This is a genomic window from Xanthomonas sp. SHU 166 (genome assembly GCF_000364685.1).
GTDB lineage: Bacteria > Pseudomonadota > Gammaproteobacteria > Xanthomonadales > Xanthomonadaceae > Xanthomonas_A > Xanthomonas_A sontii.
The window spans coordinates 1-19,195 of the sequence record NZ_AQOJ01000867.1 but is presented as its reverse complement, the minus strand read 5'-3'; the positions used below and the strand labels follow the sequence as shown (position 1 = coordinate 19,195).

General features: G+C 69.5%; 17 protein-coding genes and 1 pseudogene. 11 read left to right on the top strand and 7 right to left on the bottom strand.

Annotated elements, in window-relative coordinates; genetic code table 11:
* Positions 1-350 precede the first annotated feature (350 nt).
* From D180_RS19820 to D180_RS19810, 3 genes are all read left to right on the top strand, one after another.
* Positions 351-911 carry a hypothetical protein gene (locus D180_RS19820; RefSeq protein WP_017914140.1) on the top strand — a complete coding sequence of 187 codons (561 nt, stop codon included), beginning with the start codon at positions 351-353 and terminating at the stop codon, positions 909-911.
* A gap of 75 nt (positions 912-986) precedes the next feature.
* Entirely contained in the window at positions 987-1,886 is a 900-nt protein-coding gene (gene hemF, locus D180_RS19815; protein WP_017910342.1) for an oxygen-dependent coproporphyrinogen oxidase, read from the top strand.
* A complete protein-coding gene (locus D180_RS19810) occupies positions 1,883-2,149 on the top strand; it encodes a DUF2164 domain-containing protein (RefSeq protein WP_017914139.1) in 267 nt (88 codons plus the stop codon). Before hemF ends, D180_RS19810 begins: the two co-directional genes overlap by 4 nt.
* Before the next feature lie 520 nt (positions 2,150-2,669).
* On the opposite strand, the gene polA is transcribed toward D180_RS19810, so the two are convergent.
* Positions 2,670-5,441 carry a DNA polymerase I gene (polA, locus tag D180_RS19805; RefSeq protein WP_017914138.1) on the bottom strand — a complete coding sequence of 924 codons (2,772 nt, stop codon included), beginning with the start codon at positions 5,439-5,441 and terminating at the stop codon, positions 2,670-2,672.
* Between the two features lie 181 nt (positions 5,442-5,622).
* On the opposite strand from polA, the gene D180_RS19800 reads away from it, so the two are divergent.
* Positions 5,623-5,916 carry a DUF2782 domain-containing protein gene (locus D180_RS19800; protein WP_017910345.1) on the top strand — a complete coding sequence of 98 codons (294 nt, stop codon included), beginning with the start codon at positions 5,623-5,625 and terminating at the stop codon, positions 5,914-5,916.
* A gap of 245 nt (positions 5,917-6,161) precedes the next feature.
* Here the strand turns inward: D180_RS19800 and D180_RS19795 are convergent, their stop codons facing one another.
* Positions 6,162-6,608: a universal stress protein gene (locus D180_RS19795; RefSeq protein WP_017914137.1), complete on the bottom strand. Its 447-nt coding sequence runs from the start codon at positions 6,606-6,608 to the stop codon at positions 6,162-6,164.
* An 85-nt stretch (positions 6,609-6,693) separates the two neighbouring features.
* A complete protein-coding gene (locus D180_RS19790; RefSeq protein ID WP_017914136.1) occupies positions 6,694-7,254 on the bottom strand; it encodes a sugar O-acetyltransferase in 561 nt (186 codons plus the stop codon).
* Positions 7,255-7,501: 247 nt separating this feature from the next.
* On the opposite strand from D180_RS19790, the gene D180_RS19785 reads away from it, so the two are divergent.
* The 6 genes from D180_RS19785 to D180_RS19760 all read left to right on the top strand — a co-directional run bounded on the left by D180_RS19785 (position 7,502) and on the right by D180_RS19760 (position 13,716).
* Positions 7,502-7,771, top strand: coding sequence for a hypothetical protein (locus tag D180_RS19785; RefSeq protein ID WP_043091418.1), 270 nt, complete (start codon positions 7,502-7,504; stop codon positions 7,769-7,771).
* Between the two features lie 291 nt (positions 7,772-8,062).
* Positions 8,063-10,000 carry a M61 family metallopeptidase gene (locus D180_RS19780; protein ID WP_017914134.1) on the top strand — a complete coding sequence of 646 codons (1,938 nt, stop codon included), beginning with the start codon at positions 8,063-8,065 and terminating at the stop codon, positions 9,998-10,000.
* A 118-nt stretch (positions 10,001-10,118) separates the two neighbouring features.
* A complete protein-coding gene (locus D180_RS19775; RefSeq protein WP_017914133.1) occupies positions 10,119-10,859 on the top strand; it encodes an endonuclease/exonuclease/phosphatase family protein in 741 nt (246 codons plus the stop codon).
* Positions 10,856-12,061, top strand: a complete 1,206-nt coding sequence (clsB, locus tag D180_RS19770) for a cardiolipin synthase ClsB (protein WP_017914132.1) — start codon at positions 10,856-10,858, stop codon at positions 12,059-12,061. The genes D180_RS19775 and clsB overlap by 4 nt, the downstream gene beginning before the upstream one ends.
* Entirely contained in the window at positions 12,058-12,993 is a 936-nt protein-coding gene (locus tag D180_RS19765; RefSeq protein ID WP_043091417.1) for a lysylphosphatidylglycerol synthase domain-containing protein, read from the top strand. Before clsB ends, D180_RS19765 begins: the two co-directional genes overlap by 4 nt.
* A gap of 216 nt (positions 12,994-13,209) precedes the next feature.
* On the top strand, positions 13,210-13,716 hold the full coding sequence (locus tag D180_RS19760) for a hypothetical protein (RefSeq protein ID WP_017914130.1): 507 nt from the start codon (positions 13,210-13,212) through the stop codon (positions 13,714-13,716).
* A 218-nt stretch (positions 13,717-13,934) separates the two neighbouring features.
* Here the strand turns inward: D180_RS19760 and D180_RS19755 are convergent, their stop codons facing one another.
* The 4 genes from D180_RS19755 to D180_RS19740 form a co-directional block, all read right to left on the bottom strand.
* Complete coding sequence (locus tag D180_RS19755; RefSeq protein WP_081616541.1) at positions 13,935-15,218, bottom strand: HipA domain-containing protein; 1,284 nt, start codon at positions 15,216-15,218, stop codon at positions 13,935-13,937.
* Positions 15,219-15,220: 2 nt separating this feature from the next.
* Positions 15,221-15,538, bottom strand: a complete 318-nt coding sequence (locus D180_RS19750; protein ID WP_223875660.1) for a helix-turn-helix transcriptional regulator — start codon at positions 15,536-15,538, stop codon at positions 15,221-15,223.
* Positions 15,539-15,732: 194 nt separating this feature from the next.
* Positions 15,733-17,934 carry a DNA helicase II gene (gene uvrD, locus D180_RS19745; RefSeq protein ID WP_043091413.1) on the bottom strand — a complete coding sequence of 734 codons (2,202 nt, stop codon included), beginning with the start codon at positions 17,932-17,934 and terminating at the stop codon, positions 15,733-15,735.
* 70 nt (positions 17,935-18,004) lie between these two features.
* Positions 18,005-18,886 carry a LysR substrate-binding domain-containing protein gene (locus D180_RS19740; protein WP_017914127.1) on the bottom strand — a complete coding sequence of 294 codons (882 nt, stop codon included), beginning with the start codon at positions 18,884-18,886 and terminating at the stop codon, positions 18,005-18,007.
* A 115-nt stretch (positions 18,887-19,001) separates the two neighbouring features.
* Here D180_RS19740 and D180_RS19735 point away from each other — a divergent pair.
* Positions 19,002-19,195: pseudogene (locus D180_RS19735) on the top strand (MFS transporter); the annotation flags it as partial.

Here is a 19,195-nt window from a genome sequence, read left to right as displayed (position 1 = left end):
TCGGGACTGAAGTCCCTCCCACAGTGCACCCGGCGGGCTCGCCGCAAACCCCTGTGGGAGCGACTTCGGTCGCGACGAGGCTTTCCCGGTAAGGCGCGTCGCGGCTGAAGCCGCTGCTACGCGAGCGCCCGCAGCTAGGCCGTCCGGACGCAGACGGCATCGGCACGACCTTGGCGTAGCCCCGCTCCTGGCGACACCGCATCGGCAGCGCCCTGACCAGAGGCCGCGCACCGGCATAGGCGCCCCCCTCGCGCGCCACGCCGGCTTGCGCCCTGCTCCGCCATCCCTATCCTTGCCGGACTGCCGCCGGTGCGGCGCCGCCAGCGCCGCCCCGCCCCGAAGGACCGCCGATGCCGCCTCCGCCGCTGCCCCGCACTGCCGCCCGCAACCAGAATATCGATGCGATGGCCAAGCTCTCGCTGCTGATCGGGGTGCTGTCGCTGCTGTACTCGCTGGGCCAGGCGCTGCTGCTGCTGACGCTGCCGGACGGGGCGATCGAGGGCGTGCTGCGCGAGGCCGGGCTGCCGTTGCCGCCGCTGCTGCAGTGGTGCGTCGCCCATGCACTGGCGCTGTCCTGGCTGTCGGCGCTGCTGTCGGCGGGCCTGTGCGCGGCGTCGTGGGCGCTGCTGCAGCGGCGCGACTGGGCGCGGCGGGCGTTCATCGTGTTCCTGGTGGTCACCGCCGCGGCCAACTTCGCGGTGCTGCCGCTGCTGTTGCAACTGCTCGACCTGTTGCAGGTCTGGGCGCCACAGCACGCCTTCGACCCAAAGCAACTCCAGCACGACCTGGCGCTGGGCCGGATCACGCTCATGGTCAGCGGCGCGCTGACCGCCCTGGTCTTCGCCGGCCTGCACGGCTGGCTGGTCTACCAGCTGTGCCGCCCCGCGCTGCGCGCCGAGTTCCGCCGCTGACGCATGCCGACCGGCCCGCGCAGTCCGGGCAGCCCGCCGCAGACGCCTGACACAGCCAGCTTCTAGAATGGCGGCATGCATACCTTCGACCGCGTTCGCGACTATCTCACTGGCCTGCAAGACCGCATCTGCGCGGCGGTCGAGGCCGCCGACGGCCAGGCCCGTTTCGCCGAAGACCTCTGGCAGCGCGCGGAGGGCGGCGGCGGCCGCACCCGCATCCTGCGCGATGGCGCGCTGTTCGAGCAGGCCGGCATCGGCTTCTCCGACGTCGCCGGCACCCGCCTGCCGCCCTCGGCCAGCGCCAACCGCCCGGAACTGGCCGGCGCCTCGTGGCGCGCGGTCGGGGTGTCGCTGGTGTTCCACCCGCTCAGCCCGTACATCCCCACCACCCACGCCAACGTGCGCTACTTCGAGGCGCAGCGCGACGGCGCCACCGTGGCCTGGTGGTTCGGCGGCGGCTTCGACCTGACCCCGTACTACCCGTTCGACGAGGACGCCCGCCACTGGCACCAGACCGCGCACGACCTGTGCGCGCCGTTCGGCGAAGACCGCTATCCGGCGCACAAGCGCTGGTGCGACGAGTACTTCTTCCTCAAGCACCGCAACGAGACCCGCGGCGTCGGCGGCCTGTTCTTCGACGACCTGCATGCCGATTTCGAGCGCGACTTCGCCTACCAGCGCGCGGTCGGCGACGGCTTCCTCGATGCCTACCTGCCGATCGTGGAACGCCGCCGCGGCCTGCCCTGGGGCGAGCGCGAGCGCGAGTTCCAGCTGTACCGGCGCGGCCGCTACGTCGAATTCAACCTGGTCTACGACCGCGGCACCCTGTTCGGCCTGCAGAGCGGCGGCCGCAGCGAGAGCATCCTGATGAGCCTGCCGCCGCGGGTGCGCTGGGAGTACGGCTTCCAGCCCGAACCGGGCAGCGCCGAGGCGCGCCTGGCCGAGTACCTGGTGCCGCGCGAATGGCTGGCATGAGCGCGCCGGCGCGCACCGCCGTGCTGGGCCGCGAGGACAAGCGCGCCATCGCCGAACAGTTGCAGGCCTACCTGCGCACCGAGCTGCAGCAGCAGGTCGGCGCGTTCGAGGCCGAATTCCTGCTCGACTTCGTCGCCGAGCGCATCGGCGCGCATTACTACAACCGCGGCCTGGACGATGCCCGCGCGCTGCTGGCCACGCAGCTGGACACCCTGGACGACGCGCTCTACCAACTGCAACAGCCCACCGACGCGCGCCGCTGAGCCGGGTCGCGCGCGCCGCCAGCGCGGCATCACGAACGTGCGGGCATAAAAAAGCCCCGCGGACCAGGGGGAGGTCGGCGGGGCCAGGGAACGGAGACTTGGGGAGGAGTCGCCGTTCCTGGATCTGCTCCAGGGGATGGGAGGAGATCCGCGACAGGTATTGCGCCTGTCGAGGGATATAAGAACATTCCCCACCTTGCTCGTTCGTGAAGATTTAAGTTAAAAATTTGTCAGATTAAGGACGGATTCATTCCCGAAAATCCGCGCAAATAAACCGCGTCAAAATTCCGTTCAATCAAAGCGATCCTGCACGCCCCTGGGTGTGACGCCAGTAGGAATTTTGCGGCTTGTCGCGCCCGATGGGGTCAAAAAACCAACGCGAATGGGAAAGCGAAAATCGCGGGCGGGATAATCCTTCGGAAAACCCTCTGCGATATCCGGCGTGCATGCGCATGCGATGTCTACGCAAGACACCGCAGCGCCAGGTCGGGTCCCGGGTACACGCCCGGAACCCGGGCACTCAATGCGCCTCGTCCCAGTTGTCGCCCACCCCGCTGTCCACCACCAGCGGCACTTTCAGCTCCGCCGCGGCGGACATCCGCCCGGTCACTTCCGGCAGCAAGGTGTCGACGAAGTCGGCATCGGCTTCGAACACCAGTTCGTCGTGCACCTGCAGGATCATCAACGCGCGGTCGCGGTGGTCCTGCAGCCAGGCGTCCACGCCGACCATGGCGCGCTTGATGATGTCGGCGGCGGTGCCCTGCATCGGGGCGTTGATCGCCGCGCGCTCGGCACCGGCGCGCAGGCCCTGCTGGCGGGCGTTGATGTCGTTCAGGTACAGGCGGCGGCCGAACAGGGTCTCCACGTAGCCCTGGGTGCGCGCCTGCTCGCGCATGCGCTCCATGAAGTCGCGCACGCCCGGGTAGCGGCTGAAGTACAGCGCCACGTAGTCCTGCGCCTCGCCGCGGCCGATGCCCAGGTTGCGGGCCAGGCCGAACGCGCTCATGCCGTACATCAGGCCGAAGTTGATCGCCTTGGCGGCGCGGCGCTCGTTGCCGGTGACCTCTTCGAGCTTGCGCCCGAACACCTCGGCGGCGGTGGCGCGGTGCACGTCCACGCCGCTGCCGAAGGCGCGCAACAGGCCCGGGTCCTCGGACAGGTGGGCCATGATCCGCAACTCGATCTGCGAATAGTCGCAGGCGATCAGCTTGCGCCCGGGCGGGGCGACGAAGGCGCGGCGGATGCGGCGGCCGTCGTCGGTGCGGATCGGAATGTTCTGCAGGTTGGGATCGGAGGAGGACAGCCGCCCGGTGGCGGCGCCGGCCTGGTGGTAGCTGGTGTGCACGCGACCGGTGTCGGGGTTGACCATCTCCGGCAGCTTGTCGGTGTAGGTGCTGCGCAGCTTGGCCAGGCCACGGTACTCCAGGATCACCCGCGGCAGCTCGTGCTGGTCGGCGATCGCCTCCAGCGCTTCTTCGTTGGTGCTGGGCTGGCCCTTGGGGGTCTTCAGCACCGCCGGCAGTTTTAGCTCATCGAACAGCACCGCCTGCAGTTGCTTGGGCGAGTCCATGTTGAAGCTGCGCCCGGCCAGCGCGGTGGCCTTCTGCTGCGCGGCCAGCATGCGCTGGCTCAGATCCTGGCTCTGCTTGCGCAGCTCGGCGATGTCCACGCACACGCCGTTGGCCTCGACCCGCGCCAGCACCGGCACCAGCGGCATCTCGATCTCGCGGTAGACCCGCGCCAGCGCCGGTTCGGCCTCCAGTTGCGCCGACAGCGTGCGGTGCAGGCGCAGGGTGATGTCGGCGTCCTCGGCGGCGTAGCCGGTGGCGTCGTCGATGGCCACCTGCGAGAACGCGATCTGCTTGGCGCCCTTGCCGGCCACATCCTCGTACTTGACCGTGTCGTAGCCCAGGTAGCGCCGGGCCAGCGAGTCCATGTCGTGGCGGCTGGCGGTGGAGTTGAGCACGAAGCTCTCGAGCATGGTGTCGTCGGCGTAGCCGCGCACCTTCACGCCGTGGCGGCGCAGCACGTGCAGGTCGTACTTGCCGTGCTGGCCGACCTTGGCCTTGGACGGGTCCTCCAGCAGTGGCTTGAGCATCTCCAGCGCCAGCGCGCGATCCAGTTGCACCGGCGCGCCCGGGTAGTCGTGGCCCAGCGGCAGATAGTCGGCGCGGCCCGGCTCGGTGGCGAAGCTGAGCCCGACCAGGTTGGCACGCATCGCGTCCAGCGCGTCGGTCTCGGTGTCGAAGGCGAAGCCGTCGGCGGCGCGCAGGCGCACCAGCAGTGCTTCGAACGCCTCGGGTGTGGTCACCGCGGTGTAGTCGCCCTTGGCGGCCAGTGCCGGGTCCAGCGCCGTATCGGCGGCCGGCGCCGCGGCCCGGGCATAGCCGGCGGCGGTGCCGCGCAGGCTGGGCGTCGCCTCGCTGGCGGCCTCCGGTGCGGCCACGCCGCCGTCCAGGTCACGCAGCGCCTGGGTGAAGCCGTAGCGCTGGTACAGGCCGCGCAACTGCTCCGGCTCCTGTTCGCGCAGGCCCAGGGTGCGCGGGCCGCCGGGCAGCGCCACGTCGGTCTTGATGGTGACCAGTTCGCGGTTCAGCGGCAGGCGCTGCAGCGCCGCGCGCAGGTTGTCGCCGATCTTGCCCTTGATGCTGTCGGCGTGAGCGATCACCCCGTCCAGCGAGCCGTACTCGGCCAGCCACTTGGCCGCGGTCTTGGGTCCGCATTTCTCCACGCCCGGCACGTTGTCGATGGCGTCGCCCATCAGTGCCAGCAGGTCGACGATCTGGTGCGGCCAGACCCCGAACTTCTCCATCACCGCCGCATCCGAATCCATGCGGCTGCCGCTCATGGTGTTGACCAGTTGCACGCCGGGGCGCACCAGCTGGGCGAAATCCTTGTCGCCGGTGGAAATGGTGACGTCCAGGCCGTCGCCGGCGCCCTGCAGGGCCAGGGTGCCGATCACGTCGTCGGCCTCGACCCCGTCCTGGCGCAGGATGGTGATGCCCAGCGCATGCACGATCTGGCACATCGGCTCGACCTGCGCGCGCAGCTCGTCGGGCATCGGCGGGCGGTTGGCCTTGTACTGCGGGTACAGGTCGTCGCGGAAGGTCTTGCCCGGCGCGTCGACCACGAAGGCCACGTACTCGGGGCGCTCCTTGAGGGTGGCGCGCAACATGTTGACCACGCCGAACAGCGCGCCGGTGGGCTCGCCGGCGGCATTGGTCAGCGGCGGAAGCGCGTGGAACGCGCGATACAGGTAACTGGACCCGTCGATCAGGACTAATCGGCTCATCGGCCAATTCTACGCTGCGGCGTGTTCGCGGCCCTGAAGCGGGTACGTCCCCAGGGACGGGGGGCTGGCCCCTCTCCCACCGGGAGAGGGGTTGGGGTGAGGGTGCGGCGCGCCATTCCCACACCGCATGCAGACACTCGGCGCATACTCTGCGCATGTCCTGCCCGTGGAGAACACCGCAATGAAAGCCCTGATCCTGGTCCCGCTGTTGCTGCTGGCGGGCTGCGCCTCCACCGGCCTCGGCCCGGACGGCGCGCCGATGGACGTGCGCGGCGCGGAAACGACCCAGCGCAAGATGGACAACGGCGATACCGTCGACGAATACCGCGTGGGTGGCCAACTGCGTATGGTCAAGGTGACCCCGGCGCGCGGCCCGGCCTACTACCTGTACGACCGCAACGGCGACGGCCACATGGAAGTGGACGGCAGCAAGGACAATGTGTCGCCGGTGTACTGGAAGCTGTACAGCTGGTAATGGCGCGCCCGGCACGTCGCCCAACGGTGGCGGCGCGCGGGCGTGCTCGCGTCCCCGATCTGCCCAGACGGACGAATGCATGCACGTGCCGGCTGCCAGCCCCTGTCGCGGCGTCGCCCCTCGGCGCAGCCGCGTGACAGGCCGAAGCGTCGCTGCAAAGCGGTAAGTCGCTCCCACCAGCGGCCGGATGCCGGCCTCGAACGTCTTCCGCACCGCGCCGATGCCGGCGCGGGCCGGTCAGCACCTCAGCGGATCACTAGCACCGGCACCTGGCTGTTGGCCAGCACTTCCGCGGTCTGGCTACCGAGCAGGACCCGGCTCATGCCGCGGCGGCCATGCGAGGTCATCACGATCAGATCGCTGTTGCAGGCCACGGCCATGTCGATGATGCCCTCGGCGGCGTAGCGGTCGAGCACGTGGCGACCGTGCGCGGTCACGCCGGTGGCCGCGGCGGCGGCCAGTGCCGGCGCCAGGATCTTCTGCGCGCCGGCTTCGCGGTCCTGGCGGTATTCGGGGCTGGCCTCGTAGCCCACGCTCCAGCCCATCGCGTCGTACATGCCCATTGCCCACGGCTCGGACACGGTGACGATATCCACGTCCGCGCCGAGCTTGGCGGCCAGCGCCAGCCCCTGCTGCAACCCCTTGGCGGACAACTCGGAACCATCGATGGCGATCAGGATGCGCTGGTACATGGCGGTGCTCCGGTAACGCCGCGCGTGGCGGCCAGGAAAGCATTGCACACCCGCTGCGCAGCGCCTGCCTTGACCCGGATCAAATTCAGTCGCTGTGCGGCTTCAGCAGGCGTGCTGGATTGCCGGCCACGCGCGCGCCGGCCGGCACGTCGCGGGTGACCACGCTGCCGGCGCCGACCACCGCGTCGTCGCCGATGGTCACACCGGGCAGTACGATCGCGCCGCCGCCGATCCAGACGTTGCGCCCGATCGTCACCGGCCGCCCCAACTCCAACCCTTCGGCGCGCTGCGCGGCCTCGCGCGGATGATCGGCGGCATAGAGTTGCACCGCCGGCCCGATCTGGGTGCCGGCGCCGATGTGCACCGGTGCCACGTCCAGGATCACGCAGTTGAAGTTGAGGAACACGTCCTCGCCGAGATGGATGTTGTAGCCGTAGTCGCAATGGAACGGCGGCCGCACCACCGCGCCGCGTCCCACCGAACCCAGTCCTTCGACCAGCAGCGCGTGCCGCCGCGCCGGTGGCTCGGCCAGCGCCGCGTTGTAGCGCTGCATCCAGGCACTGGCCGCGTCCTGCTCGGCCTGTAGCTGTGCGTCGTTGGGACGATACGGTTCGCCGGCTAGCATCTTCTCTTTCTCGCTTCGCATCCTTGCCCTCCCAGGCAGTGGTCGAACGCGAATGATCGCATCGCGCTGCGTCACGGCGCGTGTCCCTGGCGGTGACGCGCACACGGCAGCCACGACGATGTCGTGACCCGCAGACCACGCGGCATTCACCGTCCAGCAACGCCTGCGCGTCCGATCATCGAACGCCCATGCCGGCGCATTCCAGCCCGCGTGGGCTCTTCCCAGACAAAGGCGGTGCGCGATGTCCGAACATGTGGAAGCAGGTCAGATGGTGTTCGTCGCCGATGGCGAGGTCGGTGTGGGGGCAGTGCGCGAGGTGCGCGACGGCGGCGCCACGTTCGTCGTCAATATCGAGAACGGCGGCGATTTCGTGGTGCCGGCGAGCGCGGTGCGCGACGTGCATTTCGGCAAGGTGATGCTGGCGGTCGAGCACCTGCCGGCGCCGCTGCGCGAGGCGTTGCGGCATCCGCATGATGCGGAGTTGCCAACCTCGACCTATGCCGCCAGCGATCCGAGCGACGGGGCGCTGAAAGACTGAGGCGGCACACTTTCCGGCTGCAACGCCGCAGCTGTGATGCAGCTGGAGTCCAAGGGGTTGCGCACTTGGCGGCGGTCCACAGCGGGCCAGCGCTGGACGACCGCCGCTGCCGCCAGACGCCAGAGGGACACCGCTGTCGCGCGGCCGTCCCGGGATCACAGCCCGGGCCCCGTGGCCCCCGGATGAACGGCATTGCCCGGCACCTGCATGACCGGGCTGGGCAAGTGCGCCGGCGATGGCGGCAGGTGCTAACGTTCCGCGTTTCCGCACCCATCGCCCTCGGAGCCGCGCATGTCCGCCACCGCTTTCCCCGCCTCCCGTCGCGCCCGCCGGGCGCTGGTCCTCGGCATCGGTCTTGCGCTCGCCAGCGCCGCGCAGGCGCAGGTGGTGCGCACACCGGACGTGCCGGCGCCGCAGGACACGCCCTACCCCGGCACCCTGACCCTGCAGGTGGACGCCGGCGATGTGCGCCAGGGTATCTACCGGGTGCACGAGACCATCCCGGTCAGCGCCGGGCGGCTGACCCTGCAGTACCCGCAGTGGATTCCCGGCGACCATTCGCCGAGCGGGCCGGTGGCGATGCTGGCCGGTCTCACCCTCACCGCCAACGGCAAGCCGCTGCCGTGGCGCCGCGACACCTTCGACGTGTACAGCTTCCACGTCGACGTGCCGCAGGGCGTGAGCGCGATCGACGCCAGCTTCCAGTACCTGTCGCCGCGCGACGACGGCTTCGAGATGACCGACAAGATGCTGCAGCTGGAATGGAACAAGGTGGCGCTGTACCCGGCCGGCCACGACACCCGCGGCATCACCGTGGCGCCCAGCGTGACCCTGCCGGCCGGCTGGGAGTTCGGCACCGCGCTGGAGACCGCCAGCCGCAACGGCGCCACCACCACCTTCAAGCCGGTGGACTTCACCACCCTGGTCGACTCGCCGATCTACGCCGGGCGCTACTTCAAGCGCGTGGACCTGACCCCGGCCGGCGGCGCGCCGGTGCACCTGGACGTGGTCGCCGACGCGCCGCGGTTCCTGGACATCAGCGCCGAGCAGTTGCAGGCGCACCGCAACCTGCCGGTGCAGGCGATCAAGCTGTTCGGCTCGCACCACTACGCGCATTACGACTTCCTGTTCTCGCTGTCGGACGTGCTGGGCGGCAACGGCCTGGAACACCACCAGTCCAGCGAGAACGGACTGGCTGCCGACTACTTCAGCGCCTGGGACGAGAATGCGCCGGACCGCGATCTTCTGGCGCACGAATACACGCACTCGTGGAATGGCAAGTTCCGGCGCCCGGCCGACCTGTGGACGCCGACCTTCAACGTGCCGATGGGCGACTCGCTGCTGTGGGTCTACGAGGGCCAGACCCAGTACTGGGGCTATGTGTTGACCGCGCGCGCCGGGATGTGGACGCCGCAGCAGTTCCGCGACGCGCTGGCGATGACCGCCGCCAACTACGACCGCAACCGCGCCGGCTTCCGCTGGCGCTCGCTGGAGGACACCACCAACGACCCCACCGCCGCGCACCGGTCCCCGCTGCCCTACCGCAGCTGGCAGATGAGCGAGGACTACTACAGCGGCGGGCAGATGGTGTGGCTGGCGGTGGACGCCAAGCTGCGCGCGATGAGCGGCGGGCGCAAGTCGCTGGACGACGTGGCCAAGGCGTTCTTCGGCATCGACGACGGCAGTTTCGCGGTCAAGACCTACACCTTCGACGACGTCATCGCCGCGCTCGACGGCGTGGTCCACTACGACTGGGCCGACTACATCAACCGCCGCGTGTACCAGGTGGATCCGCCGCTGCTGGAAGGCCTGCAGGCCAGCGGCTGGAAGCTGGTGTACACCGACCAGCCCAGCGCGTTCGAAAAGCAGTACGACGGCCGCCACCAGTCGGCGCGGCACCGCTACAACTTCGCCTGGTCGATCGGCCTGGTGATGAACGACGACGCCAGCATCAATGACGTGCTGTGGGATGGCCCGGCGTTCAAGGCCGGGGTCAGCAGCGGCGCCACGGTGCTCGCGGTCAACGGCCAGGACTATTCGCGCGACACGCTCAAGCAGGCCATCGCCGACGCCAAGGGCGGCAGCGCGCCGATCGTGCTGACGCTCAAATATCAGGGCGGCGTGCGCGACGTGCCGGTGAACTACCACGACGGCCTGCAGTATCCGCACCTGGTGCGGGTCGAGGGCACGCCGGACTACCTGAGCAAGATCATCGCCGCACGGCACTGAGCCGACACCGCCGCCGCTGCCGACAACGCAGCGGCGGCAGGTGCGCGACGCGGCACCGTCACGCGCCGCACGCGGACGCCGACGACAATGGCAGGCGTGGTTTCCGTCCTGCCCCGGCATGCCTGCGATCGAGTTGCTGACCATCAATGCGCACATGGGCTTCAGCGTGCTGAAGCAGCGCTTCATGCTGCCGGAGCTGCGCGCGGCAATCCGCGCGCTGCCCGCGGACCTAGTGTTCCTGCAGGAGGTGCTGGGCGAGCATCAGTTGCATGCCGGCCGCCACGCCGACTGGCCGGCGCAGAGCCAGTACGAATTCCTCGCCGACGCGCTGTGGCCGCAGTTCGCCTACGGCCGCAATGCGGTGTATCCGCATGGGCATCACGGCAACGCGCTGCTGTCGCGCTTTCCGATCGCCTCCTTCGTCAACCGCGACGTCTCCATCGCCGGCCACGAGCACCGCGGGCTGTTGCATGCGGTGCTGGAGATCCCCGGGCATGCCGAGGCGGTGCATGCGATCTGCGTGCATCTGGGCCTGCGCGAGGCGCACCGGCGCCGGCAGATCGGCCTGCTCGGCGCGCTGATCGCCGAACTGCCGTCACAGGCGCCGCTGATCGTCGCAGGCGACTTCAACGACTGGCGCCAGCGCGGGCATCCGCTGCTGCAGCGGCATGGCCTGACCGAGGCCTTTGCGCAGCTGCACGGACGCGTGGCGCGCAGCTTCCCGGCGCGCTGGCCGCTGTTGCCGCTGGACCGCATCTATGTGCGCAACGTGCGCATCGAGGCCGCACGGGTGTTGACCGGCCGGCCATGGTCGCACCTGTCCGACCACGCCCCGCTGCATGCCAGGATCGTGCTGTGAACCGGACCGCGAACCGCGACACGCGCTGGCGCCAGGGCCACCGCCTGCAGTTGCTGGAGAACGGCGATGCGTATTTCCCGCGCGCCTTCGCCGCGATCGACGCGGCCCGGCACGAGGTGCTGCTGGAGACCTTCATCTGGTTCGAGGACGAGGTCGGCCTGGCGCTGAAGGACCACCTGGTCGCGGCCGCGCGTCGCGGCGTGCGCGTGCACCTGCTGGTGGATGCGTTCGGCTCGCCGGATCTCTCGCCCGGCTTCGTGCGCGAACTGACCGAGGCCGGCGCCGAGCTGCGCCTGTTCGACCAGCAGCCGACCCTGCTCGGCGTGCGCCTGAACGTGTTCCGGCGCATGCACCGCAAGCTGCTGGTGGTGGACGGGCGGATCGGCATGATCGGCGGCATCAACTGGTCGGCCGATCACCTGGCCGATTTCGGCCCGGAGGCGAAACAGGACTACGCGGTGGAGGTACAAGGCCCGGTGGTGGCGGATATGGTCGCGTTCGTGCGCCGGACCCTGGCCACCCACGGTACCGGTGCGGGTTGGGTGCCGCAGGAGAACGTCGATGTGCCGCCCGCCGGCGCGGCCGAGGTGTGCTTCCTGCCGCGCGACAACGCCGGCCGTTCACGCAGCATCGAGCGCGCCTACCGGCAGGCATTCCGCAACGCGCGGCACCAGATCATGCTCGCCAACGCCTACTTCTTCCCCGGCTACGGCTTCCTGCGCGACCTGTGCGCCGCTGCGCGCCGCGGCGTGGCGGTGAAGCTGATCTTCCAGGGGCAACCGGACACGCCGCTGGCGTTGTCCGCCGCACGCGCGCTGTACCGGCATCTGGTCGACGCCGGCGTGCAGATCTTCGAGTACTGCGAGCGCCCGTTCCACGGCAAGGTCGCGGTGATCGATGGGCACTGGAGCACGGTGGGATCGAGCAACCTGGATCCACTGAGCCTGGCGCTGAACCTGGAAGCCAACCTGGTGATCCGCGATGCCGCCTTCGCGCGCGACCTGCACGGGCGCCTGCAGCGACTGATGCAACGGCACTGCCGCGAAGTCGTGCCGGCGCAGGTGCCGCACGGACGCTTCTGGCAACCGCTGCTGCGGCCGCTGCTGTTCCATGTGCTGCGCAACGTGCCGCAGTGGGCCAGCCGCCTGCCCAAGCGCACGCCGCGCACTGCGGTGCTGCGGCGCAAGCGGCACGCGCCATGAACCATCCGCGCACGCGTTGGCGCATGCTGCGCCGCTTCGCCTATCTGGCCTTCCTGGTCCTGGTGGCGGTATTGCTGGTACGTGCGGCGCGCAAGGTGGACTGGGCGCAAGTCGGCACCACCCTCGCCGGCTACGGTGCCGGCACCCTGGCCGCCGCCGCAGGCCTGAGCCTGGCCAGCTACGTGCTGTATGCCGGCTACGACCTGGCCGCGCGACGTTACGCGGCGCATGCGGTACCGACGCCGCGGGTCATGGCGATCGCGGACATCGCCTACGCCTTCAGCCTGAATGTCGGTGCGCTGATCGGCGGCACCGCGATCCGCTACCGCCTGTACGGACGCGCTGGGCTGGGCCTGGCGACGATCAGCCGCGTGGTCGGCTTCGCCATCGCCACCAACTGGATGGGCTATCTGCTGCTGACCGGCGTGCTGCTGGTCAGCGGGCGGCTGCGCATGCCGGCACAGTGGCCGCTCAGCGGCGCGGCACTGCCCTGGATCGGCGCCGCGATGCTGGCCGCGGTGCTGGCGTATCTGATCGCCTGCAAGCGCGCGCATGGCCGCACGCTGCAGGTGCGCGGCCACGTCCTGCACCTGCCGCCGTTGCCGCTGGCGCTGCTGCAACTCGGCCTGGGCACCGGCAACTGGGCGCTGATGGGCGCCCTGCTGTACCTGCTGATGCCGGCCGGCGTGGCCTATACCGCGGCGCTCGGCGCACTGCTGGCGGCGGCCGTGGCCACCGCCATCGCCCACGTGCCGGCCGGCATCGGCGTGCTCGAAGCGGTGGTGCTGCCGCTGCTCGGGACGCAGGCGCCGCAAGCGGAACTGCTGGCGGCATTGCTGGCCTATCGCGCCTTCTACTACCTCGGCCCGCTGCTGCTGGCCTGTGCAGGCTATGCTCTGCTGGAGGCGCGGCGACGGCGTGGCGCGGGCTGAGCGAGGCCGTGTGCGCGACGGACCCAGCCTCCTGACCACCGGACTTGTTGCGGTACGCCCCCGGTGCCAGCGTCGCAGCGCACGCGTCCTGGAGCAGGATGGTCATGCCGTCGCACGGATGCGCTCTTCGGCACCCCGGCACGCTCGACCGAGCGAACGCGCGCAGCGCACGCCATTGGCTGTCCTCATCGCCGCACACCATTCCCGGGAGGTCACATGAAACTGCTGTTCGCCGTCGCGCTCGCGATGCTGCTGTCGCCGTGTCTGTCCGCATCCGCCGCACCCGCTGCGCCCTCGCCCCTGCTCGGCAACTGGGCCGTGGACGTGGCGCGCCTGGATCGGGCACCCCTGGACCGGCCCAAGGCCGTCACCCTGCGCTTCAGCGAGGTGGGCAAGGGCAAGTGGGCGGTCAAGGTCGACATCGCCGAACAGGGCGGCGGCACCATGCATGCCGAAGGCGTCGCCGCGCTCGATGGCCGCGCCACGCCGGTGAAGAACAACTTCGAGGCCGATGTCTTCGCCCTGCGGATGCCCGCGCCCAACGTGCTGGTGATGATGCTGTCCAAGGACAGGAGCGTGGCCTCGACCCGCATCTACACCGTCGCCGCGGACGGCCGCTCGATGACCGAAACCGTGTCCGCGTTCGCGCCGGACGGCACGCCGACGATGCGCACCAACTACTTCACCCGCGTCGCGGCGTCTGCCACGCCGTCGTCGCGCTGACCCACCCGCCGGGCGCGGCATGTCAGACCGGTGCTGGCCTACGCAGCTCTCCAGCGAGGTACAGGCCAGGAACCCAACCAGCTCGGTCATCGCCTGTCGTCCTGGCGCGGCCGCGGTCGCTGACGTAGGGACCATGAAGCAAGACCATGGATGCTCCCTGCGTAGATGCCCGTCCTGCCCGGCCAGTCGCGCCAGCCCGCCGCGAGCGGCAGACCGCGTTACAGGAACCGGTTCACTTGCGCCAGGCCGATCTGCGATGGCCGCCGGAATGCGTTCTGCACCTTGTCGATCTGCGAACCAGGTACGCCTTGCGCCTCGAAGTGGCCTTTCCACTCGCGCACCACGCCCGCCACCTCATCGATCACCGCTGCCGCGGCCGCGGTGGTGAGGGCAAACCTCGCGCAGTGCGTGAGCGCGTTGTCGAGCGTGGACAGGCGCCCCTGTGCGCCGATCCCCAGATGCAGGAAGCGCTCGCTGCCGCCGCTCGGCCTGGGAACCACGTCGTAGAGCGGGCTCAGGCGCCAGCCGCCGAGGTCGCCACGGTACACAAGCGCGTGGTTGCGGAGATGGTCGTCGTCGTTGCAGACCAGAATGTTGAACACCATGCGCCGGAACAGTTCGTGGCGATCGGCAGTCACCTGTCCCGCCGCACCCAGCCGGCCCAGCGCGTCGGCGATGTCCGCATAGGCCATCTTCGGCGAATCCATTTCATGCACGCCCAGCGCCGTCAGCGCACTGACCATATGCCATTTGCGATAGCCCTCGGCCTCGGTGCCGCGATCGAAGCGCGCAATCATCATCACCGTCCCGCGACCTGGCACATCGATCAGCCGGGTGTCGGGAACATCCATCTTGGCAAGACGGGCCAGTTCCAGCGTGGCGTGCTCGATCAAGGGAATGTCGAACGGATCGCGCCGGGTCGGGAACTTGGCCAACCATTGCCGTCCCTGATCGACCAGCACCGCTTTGGGCCGCATGCCGCCGAGCGTGGGCGCCTCGCCCAGCAGCTCGAGCAAGTGTTGCGGAACGGACTCGCCCTCTTCGATTCGCTCGGCGGCATCGAGCAGATGATCCAGATGCATCGGCCGCAGCAGACCGCTGTCGCGCGGCGCGTCTTCGGGACTGCGACGGAAGTCGAGGGCACCGCTGCGATTGGGACTGGAATTGTCGATCAGCACCCGGTCGTTGAGTTGGCCTTCCTGGATGCGCAGCGTGTTGGCAAGCACGCGCCGGCCCCAGGCATCGGGAAGGGCATCGCGGATGGCGCCGAAAAGGGCGAGATCGCCCGGCGGCGCGACCTCGATACCGGGCACTACTTCGTCCAGGCGCAGGCTGCGGGGATCGACGTCGATGGCGCCGGGGCGGCGGGAATAGCGCATGCCATAGGCAAACCGGCTACCGACTGATGCGGCGTGCGTTTCCACCAGCGTCAGCAGCCCTGCGGGCACGTCCTGATCGGCTCCCTCAAGGCGGATCATGACGTAACGTTCGTGGACCGGCATCGTCAGAAATCCAGTTTCTTGCGCAGATCGCGCTTGCGCACCCGGCGTCCATGCGCCGCATCCATGGCCTGCGCCACCGGATCGTGCAATGCCTGCAATGTGCCAAGCAGGCCCAGCACTTCCATGACGCTGACCCACGCCCAGATGGCGACGCCGGGATTGCCCGATTCGATCTTGAGGACGGTCAGACGGCTGACCCGGGCACGCTCGGCCAGTTCCTCCTGGGTCATCGTCCGGGCTCTACGGCCGCGACGAATGACGTCTCCCAGCGACGTGATGGCCGAGCTCGCCAATGGCGACAACCTGTCGTAAGCAGCCATGTCTTCAATCCGATACGCAAACGGCGTTTATGCAATTAATCGGATACATCATACCGCGGCAGACATCGGCCGCAAATCGAAAAATAGTCTTCAATTATGAATCTTATGCAGCTTTAAGTCTTCTATTGAAGACATTTAGAACGTCGAGCATGTCGCCATCCCGCCGCGTCCGCAGACGGGACCGAAGAGCGCACCTACAACAGGGTCAGATTGGCGTACGCCATCACCAGCCACTTGGCGCCGGCTTCGTCGAACTGCACCTGCACGCGGGCGTGCGCGCCGCTGCCTTCGTAGTCGATGACCACGCCGCCGCCGAACTTGGGGTGCTGCACGTTGGCGCCGAGCTTGATCGCCGGGGCCTCGATCACGCTGTGCCCCAGGCTGCGCGGCGCGCCCAGCGAGGCGCTGCGCGAGACCTGCACCTTCGGCCGCACTTCGTGCAGCAGTTCGCGCGGGATCTCGCGCAGGAAGCGCGAGGGCACGTTGTAGTTGTCCTGACCGTGAATGCGCCGCGACTCGGCATAGCTCAGCACCAGCTTGTGGCGGGCACGGGTGATGCCGACGTAGGCCAGGCGCCGCTCTTCCTCCAGGCGCCCGCTCTCTTCCAGCGAACGCGCGCTGGGGAACAGGCCGTCTTCCATGCCGGCCAGGAACACGATCGGAAATTCCAGGCCCTTGGCCGAGTGCAGGGTCATCAGCTGCACGCCTTCCTCGCCGGCCTGGGCCTGGCCTTCGCCGGCCTCCAGCGAGGCGTAGGCCAGGAACGCGACCAGTTCGGTCATCGCCTGGCGGCCTTCGTCGGCGTCCTCGTCGCCGTCGGCACGGACGAAGCGCGAGGCCACCGACACCAGTTCGTCGAGGTTGTCGGTGCGCGATTCCGAATCCAGCCCGCCGCGGCTTTCCTTGCCCCAGTGCTCGCGCAGGGTGGAGCGCGCCAGCACCTGGTCGATCTGTTCGGGCAGCGGCAGCCCGGCCACGTCCAGGGCCAGTTGCTCGATCAGGCCGAGGAACTGGCCCAGCGCGTTGCGCGCGCGTGCGGCCAGGTCGCCGCCCTGCTGCGCGGCCTGTCGCGCCGCCGCCCACAGCGACAGCGACTGCGCGCGCGCCAAACGCCGCACTTCGTCCAGGGTGCGGTCGCCGATGCCGCGCGGCGGGGTGTTGACCGCGCGTTCGAACGCCGCATCGTCGGCGCGATTGGCGACCAGGCGCAGATAGGCCAGGGTGTCCTTGATTTCGGCGCGCTCGAAGAAACGCATGCCGCCATAGACCCGATATGGCACCTGTTCGGCGATCAGCGCCTCTTCGAAGGCGCGCGACTGCGCGTTGCTGCGGTAGAGCACCGCCGCCTCGCTGTAGCTGCCGCCGTCGCGCACCCACTGGCGCACGCGCTCGACCACGTAGCGCGCCTCGTCCACCTCGTTGTAGGCCGCGTACAGGTCGATCGGCTCGCCATCGCCCGAATCGGTCCACAACTGCTTGCCGATCCGGTCGGGATTGTGCGCGATCACCGCGTTGGCGGCGTTGAGGATGTTGGCGCTGGAGCGGTAGTTCTGCTCCAGGCGGATGGTCTGCGCGCTGGGGAAATCGGTGAGGAAGCGCTGCACGTTCTCGACCTTGGCGCCGCGCCAGCCATAGATCGCCTGGTCGTCGTCGCCGACCACGAACACGTGGCCGCTGTCGCCGGCGAGCACGCGCACGAACGCGTACTGGATGGCGTTGGTGTCCTGGAATTCGTCGACCAGGATCTCGCCGAAGCGGGCGCGGTAGTGCGCCAGCAGCGCCGGGGTGTCGCGCAACAATTCGTGTGCGCGCAGCAGCAGTTCGGCGAAGTCGACCAGGCCGGCGCGGTCGCAGCGCTCCTGGTACAGCGCGTAGGCGTTGCGCAGGGTGGTCACCCACTCGTCGCGCGGTTCCGGCTGGATGTGCTGGGCGCGGCGGCCCTCGTCCTTCTGCTGGTTGATCCACCACACGATCTGCTTGGGTGGGTACTTGCCCTCGTCCAGCTCCAGCTGCTGCACCACGCGCTTGACCAGCCGCAGCTGGTCGTCGGCGTCGAGCACCTGGAAGCTCTCGGGCAGCTTCGCGTCCTGCCAGTGCAGGCGCAGCAGGCGGTGCGCCAGGCCGTGGAAGGTGCCGATCCACATGCCGCGGCTGCCGTTGCGCAACTGCAGATCGGCGCGGTGGCGCATCTCGCCCGCAGCCTTGTTGGTGAAGGTGACCGCCAGAATGCCGTGCACCGGCACCCCATGCACCTGGTGCAACCAGGCGATGCGATGGGTGAGCACGCGCGTCTTGCCGGAGCCGGCGCCGGCCAGGACCAGATAGTGGCCGGGCGCTGCGGAAACGGCCTCGCGCTGGGCGGGGTTCAGATCGTCGAGCAAATGAGAGACATCCACCCGCGCATTTTAGCCGGTGCGGCGGCGCAGCGGCTGCGACAGCGCGCGTCGCCCGGCACACGACGTGGCGTCAATCGGTGCGGAACAGCCGTTCGGCGAGAAAATCCACGAACACGCGCAGCTTCGGCGACAGTTGCCGACGCGACGGCCACACCACGAAGAACGCGCCGCCGTCGGTCAGGTGCGCGTCCAGCACCGACTGCAGGCGGCCATCGGCCAACGCGTCCTGCGCCAGGAACGCCGGCATGCAGGCGATGCCCAGGCCGGCGATCGCCGCGGCGCGCACCGCTTCCATGTTGTTGCAGGTGAGCACCGCCGGCGGCAGCGGCGCCGGTTCGGCCAGTGGCCAATCCTGCGGCTTGCCGGTATCGGGAACGCGGAACAGCACGCCGTCGTGCGCGGCCAGCTCCGCCGGGGTCTGCGGCACGCCGCGGCGGCGCAGGTAGTCCGGCGCCGCGCACAGGCAGAAGCGGAACGGCCCCAGGCGCCGCGCCAGCAGCCGCGAGTCGGCCTGCACGCCGCTGCGGATCACCGCGTCCAGGCCGTGCTCGAGCAGGTCGACCACGCGGTCGTCGAACTCCAGGTCCAGCTCCACGTCCGGATAGCGCTGGCGGAACTCCGGCAGCAGCGGCACCAGGAAGCGGTAGCCGATGGTCGGCAGGCCGACCCGCAGCCGCCCGCGCGGCGCCTGCCGGGTCTGCGCCAGCGCGTCCTCGGCCTCGCGCAGGTCGGCCAGCACGCGCTGGCAATGCTCCAGGAACAACGCACCTTCGGCGGTCAACGCGATGCGCCGGGTGGTCCGCTGCAGCAGGCGCACGCCGAACTCGCGCTCCAGCGCGGCCACGCTCTTGCCCACCGCCGAGGCCGAGATGCCGAGCACGCGGCCGGCGCCGACGAAGCTGCGCTGTTCGGCGGCCCGGACGAAGGCGACGATGCCGGTTAGGCGGTCCATGCCGCGATATTAGAGCGTTCTATTCCGCAAAGCGCGGAGGATCGCGGCCTTTTTCGCGAATTGCCGCCTCGGTATCTCTAGTGGCCTTCCGACATCCGCCCCCAGAGCCGCTCCGATGACCTCCGCTTCGCCTCCCGATTCCACTGTCCTGCCGCGCCGCGGCGCCGCCCTGGCCGCGGTGTGCCTGGCCGCCCTGGCGCTGCCGCTGAACTTCTCCGGCGGTGCCGTCGCCACCCCGGCGATCGGCGCGGCCCTGGGCGGCAGCGCGCTGGCTTTGGCCTGGATCACCAACGCCTTCATGCTCAGCTT